Annotated in this window: 6 protein-coding genes; 4 read left to right on the forward strand and 2 right to left on the reverse strand. The window is 66.2% G+C overall.

All coding sequences use genetic code 11. The features are described from left to right. The 3 genes from RT662_RS04225 to RT662_RS04235 form a co-directional block, all read left to right on the forward strand. Nucleotides 1-642, forward strand: a 642-nt coding sequence (locus RT662_RS04225; RefSeq protein WP_313669427.1) for an efflux RND transporter periplasmic adaptor subunit, incomplete at its 5' end; no start/stop codon positions are given. 13 nt (nt 643-655) lie between these two features. Beyond that, nucleotides 656-1,861, forward strand: a complete 1,206-nt coding sequence (locus tag RT662_RS04230; protein ID WP_313669429.1) for an ABC transporter permease — start codon at nt 656-658, stop codon at nt 1,859-1,861. Continuing rightward, nucleotides 1,858-2,544: an ABC transporter ATP-binding protein gene (locus RT662_RS04235; protein ID WP_313669431.1), complete on the forward strand. Its 687-nt coding sequence runs from the start codon at nt 1,858-1,860 to the stop codon at nt 2,542-2,544. The genes RT662_RS04230 and RT662_RS04235 overlap by 4 nt, the downstream gene beginning before the upstream one ends. Nucleotides 2,545-2,713: 169 nt before the next feature. Here the strand turns inward: RT662_RS04235 and RT662_RS04240 are convergent, their stop codons facing one another. Both RT662_RS04240 and RT662_RS04245 read right to left on the reverse strand, forming a co-directional pair. Next, on the reverse strand, nt 2,714-2,902 hold the full coding sequence (locus RT662_RS04240) for a hypothetical protein (protein WP_313669433.1): 189 nt from the start codon (nt 2,900-2,902) through the stop codon (nt 2,714-2,716). A gap of 69 nt (nt 2,903-2,971) precedes the next feature. Then, on the reverse strand, nt 2,972-4,480 hold the full coding sequence (locus RT662_RS04245; RefSeq protein ID WP_313669435.1) for a cryptochrome/photolyase family protein: 1,509 nt from the start codon (nt 4,478-4,480) through the stop codon (nt 2,972-2,974). Between the two features lie 149 nt (nt 4,481-4,629). On the opposite strand from RT662_RS04245, the gene RT662_RS04250 reads away from it, so the two are divergent. After that, nucleotides 4,630-4,918, forward strand: a 289-nt coding sequence (locus RT662_RS04250) for an acyl-CoA dehydrogenase family protein (RefSeq protein WP_313669437.1), incomplete at its 3' end; no start/stop codon positions are given.

Below are 4,918 nucleotides of genomic sequence, written 5' to 3' on the forward strand. Positions count from 1 at the left end.
CTTTCGGCGGAAGCGGCGCTCGCCGCCGCCTCTGCCACCCGCCGCGCTGCCGTGGCGCGCACCGGTGAATTCACCGTCCGGGCTCCGATGGCGGGCGTCGTGCTGGTGCGGCCCATCGACAATGGCCAGCTTGTCTCGCCCGAAACCACCCTGTTCCAGCTGGGTTCGGGCGATGCGGTGGAACTGCGCGCCGAAGCCGATGAAGCCTATGCCGATGCGCTGCGGCCCGGCATGGCGGCGCGGGCGGCCCTCACCGGATCGGATGCGGTGTTCGCCGCGCGCATCACCGAAGTGTCGCCGCGGGTGGATCCGATCACGGGCGGCAGGGCGATCAGGCTGCAGCCTGTTGATGGCGGCCAGATTCCGGCCGGTCGATCGGTGGATATCACGATCATCGTGGCCCAGCGCGCCGCCGGCATCGTGATCCCGCGGCAGGCCGTGATCAACGCCACCACCGCGCCTGCGGTGTATCTTGTTGATGCCGACGGCATTGTGCGGGCACGGGCGATCACCATCGCCGATTGGCCCTCGCGCGATGCCATCGTGGAACGCGGCCTTGCCGACGGCGATCGTATCGTGCTCACCCCGGCCGAAACGGCGCCGGAGGCCCGGGTGCGGCCGCAGCCCGTCGCGGCGAAATAGGGGCGCGGGCAACATGTTCGCACTGGTCGTTGCCCGCCGCTATCTGTTTTCCAACCCGGCGCAGACAGCCCTGCTGATCACCGGCGTGGCGCTGGGGGTGACCGCCTTTGTGTTCATCACCGCGCTGATCGAAGGGCTGGCGATCCGGCTGACTGCCGATGTGACGGCCAATAGTTCACATGTCTCGCTGGAGCAGGAGGTGCGCGTGGCGCGGGTGCTGCCCGCCAGGGCCGCCGATGTGCAATCCGTCGCGCTGGTTTCAACCTTTCAACGCCGCCAGATCCGCGCCTGGGGCCCGACCGTGGCACTGCTGCGCAGCCAGCCGCTGGTGTCCGCCATCAGCCCGCAGATTTCTGGCAATGCCTTCCTGGTGAAGGGGGAAGCGGTGGCGCCCCTGGCCGTGACCGCCATTGAACCATCGGCGCTGGATGCTATTTCGCCGATAACGACCAAGATCAACGCCGGTGACGCTGATCTGGGTGCGGATGGCATCCTGATTGGCGCGCAGCTGGCCGAAAATCTTGGGCTTTCGGCCGGCCAGCCGGTGTTGTTCCGCACCGATCGCGGTGTTGATCGCTTGTTGACGGTGCGCGGCATCTTTCGCACCGGCCTGCTCAACCTTGATGAGCGCGTGGCCTTCCTGTCGATCCGTACGGCGCGGCCGCTGTTCCGCCTGCCCGAAGGCGTGACCAATATCGAAGTGAAGTTGCACGATCCCGGGCAGGCGCGCGAATTCGCCGCCTTCCTGCGTGATGCCACCGGCCTGCGCGTCACATCCTGGCAGGAACGCAACACCACGCTGGAAGGCGCGCTGTTCGCCCAGGCGCAAACCGGCACGCTGATCCAGATCTTCTCGCTGATTTCCGTGCTGATCGGCATTGCCAGCGCGCTCAGCCTTTCGGCCAACCGGCGGCGCGGCGAGATCGGCATCATGGGCGCGTTTGGCGTGGCCCGCCGGTTCATTGCCGCCGTTTTCGTGCTGCAGGGCCTGTTGATCGGCATGGTGGGGGCTGGGATCGGCTGCCTCACCGGCTTTGCCCTGTGTTCGTGGCTGGCAACGCTGACCAAGGCAGACGGCACTATGGTGTTGCCCATCGTGGCAAGCGAGGGCAGCTATCTCACCGTGTTTGCGTTGACCACGCTGGGCGCTGTCCTGGCCTCGGTGATCCCGGCCCGATCGGCGGCGCGGCTCGATCCGCTGGAGGCCATCCAGCAATGACCGACGTGGTGGACGCTCGCGGCATCGGCATGACGTTCCGCAACGGGGACGAGTTGACCGAAGTGCTCAAGGGCGTGGACCTCACGCTGCAATCCGGCGAACTGGTTGCACTGTTGGGGGCATCGGGTTCGGGGAAATCCACCCTCCTGTCGATCATCGGCCTGTTGCTGCAGCCCACGGCCGGCCGCATCACCATTGCCGGCCAGCGGGTTGATACATTGTCGGAACCAGAGCGCGCCCGGTTCCGCAACCAGCAGTTGGGCTTCATCTTCCAGTTTCATCACCTGCTGCCGGATTTCACCGCGACCGAGAATGTGGCCTTCCCGGCCGCCGCGCCGGCTGGCCGGATGACCGGCGCCATGCGGCAGCGCGCCCGCGAATTGCTGGATCGGGTGGGGCTGGCCGACCGGATGGATTTTCCGGCCACGCGTCTTTCCGGCGGGCAGAAACAGCGCGTCGCCATCGCGCGGGCGCTGATGAACAACCCGGCCCTGATCCTGGCCGACGAGCCGACGGGCAGCCTTGACCGGGTCTCGGCAGACAAGGTGCTTGATCTGATGAAAGAGGTGAACCGCGAGGACAAGGCCACGTTTCTGATCTGCACGCATGATGAAGATATTGCGGCCCGATGCGCGCGCAGCATCATGGTCAAGGATGGCCGGGCTGAGCGCGTGCAAGGCTGATCGAAAGCCGTCCTTGACTGCAAGGTGCTGGAACTAAGGCGGACTGGCGGCTTTCTGGCTCGGTAGAGAGTTGAGCCGATGGCTACATTGCGGGCGCACTCCCGCCATGCACCGCCACCTCAAGCAAACGGGTGCAGGGCCTGCGACCCTGCCCGCCGGAGGCTCCCTTTCACTCTTCCTCTTCCGCCCCGCCTTGCTTCAGCAACTCGCGCGTCAGCAGGCCGGTGTAGCGGCGTTGGCGGCGGCGGGCTTTGGTGGGGTTGGCGCGCCAGCCTTCGCGTTTGTCGTGCACGGCGTGTTGCAGATCGTCGGCCTGGGTGATGTCGTGCGCGTCTTGGGGGGAGGTGCGTTTGGGCATTTTGGGTCCTCCGGGGGTGGGGAAAGGAAGCGGGGCCCCGGATCAAGTCCGGGGCGACGAAAGAGGGGGTTAGGCCAGCCCCGCCAAGAACCCCGCCGCCTGTTCCCGGATGCGCACCTGTTCGTCGGGCGCGAACCGCCGCCAGCCGTCGTACATGCGCCAGAGGCGTTGGTTGCTGCTGAGCAAACCCTCGTGGCGGGCGAGGAAGTCCCAATAGAGGCTGTTGAGCGGGCAGGCGGTGGGGCCGGTGCGCTGTTTGACGTCGTATCGGCAGGTTTTGCAGTGGTTGCTCATGCGGTTCACGTAGGCGCCGCCGGCGGCGTAGGGTTTGGTGGCCATCAGGCCGCCGTCGGCGAATTGGGACATGCCGATGACGTTGGGGGCCTCCACCCATTCCAGCGCGTCGGCATAGACGGCGAGGTACCAGCGGTGGACTTCGGCCGGATCGGTGCCGACCAGCATGGCGAAATTGCCCAGGATCATCAGGCGCTGGATATGGTGGGCCATGGCGTTGCGGCGCGTGGCGTCCACGGCTTGTGACAGGCATTTCAGATCGGTGGGTGCGCCCCAGAACAGGGCGGGCAGGGGGCGGGTGGCGGCGAGGTGGTTGCGGGCGGTGTAGTCTGGCCCGGCAAACCAGTAGAGGCCGCGCACATATTCGCGCCAGCCCAGGATCTGGCGGATGAAGCCTTCGACGGCGTTCAGCGGCGCGGCGCCGGCCAAATATGCCGCTTCGGCGGCCTGGCAGACTTCGAGGGGGGAGAGCAGGCCGAGGTTGAGTGCGGGGGCGAGCAGGCTGTGGTTGAGCACGTCCTCGCCGGTGACCATCGCATCCTGATAATCACCGAAGCCGGCCAGCCGATGCGTGATGAAATCAGCGAGGGCAGCCAAGGCCTGTTCGCGGGTCACGGCCCAGCTGAAACCGTCGATGCTGCCGAAATGATTGCCGAAACGGCCGGCGACGAGTGCCATCACTTCGGTGGTGATGGCATCGGGGGCGAAACGCAGCGGTGGTGTGAAGCGGTGGCCTTTCGGCACGGATTTGCGATTTTCCTGATCGTAATTCCATTGGCCGCCCACGGGCTGATCACCGTCCATCAACAGGCCGGTCTGCCGGCGCATGATGCGGTAGAAATCCTCCATCACCATGCGTTTGCGCGGGGCGGCCCAGTCCGCGAATTGTTCGATGCTGCAGAGGAAGCGATCATCGTCGAGCAGCTTGGCACCCGGCCAGGCTTGCTGCGCCTCCAGCACGCGCCATTCGCCGGCCTTCACGGTGACGATGCTGGTGGCACCATGGCGGGCGGCGGCACGGGTGACTTCGCCGGTGAAATCGCCCGTGTTGGCAGGATCGTCCAGCGTCACATAATCCACCGTCCACCCCGCCTGCCGCAATTCCTCGGCAAAGTGGCGCATGGCGCTGAAGAACAGGGCGATCTTCTGCGGGTGATGGGGCACGTAGGTGGCTTCATCCGCCACCTCCATCATCAGCACCACCGCGCTCGCCGGGGTGACGGCGCGCAGGCTGGCGAGGTTGTGGGAGAGTTGATCGCCCAACAGGGGCACAAGGATGGTCATGGTGCTGCTGTCGGCGGGGCGGCCGCAGCGGGCAAGGCGCTGCGATGTCGCGCGGCACCCTTCTCCCCCACGGGAGAGGTGATAGGTTGCGGGTCACTCCCTCCCGAGTAAGCTCCCCTCAGAAAATAACCGCCGGGGAGGCCACAGCCATGTCGATCGATTTCGAGATTCCAGCCGAAGCCAAGGCCGTTCGCGAACGGGTGCGCCAATGGGTGAACGATGAATGCCGGCCGGCGGAAAAGGAACTGCACGAAGGCGCTGATTACAAGACCGTGCTGAACGCGCTGCGGGCCAAGGCGCGGGCGCAGGGCCTGTGGTTGCCGTTCATTCCCAAGGAACATGGCGGCATGGGGCTGGGCCCGCTCGCCAACGCGCTGGTGCAGATGGAACTGGGGCAAAGCCATCTGGGCGCGCTGTCGATGAACAGCCAGGGGCCGG

Source organism: Sandarakinorhabdus sp. (assembly GCF_032115815.1).
Lineage (GTDB): Bacteria > Pseudomonadota > Alphaproteobacteria > Sphingomonadales > Sphingomonadaceae > Sandarakinorhabdus.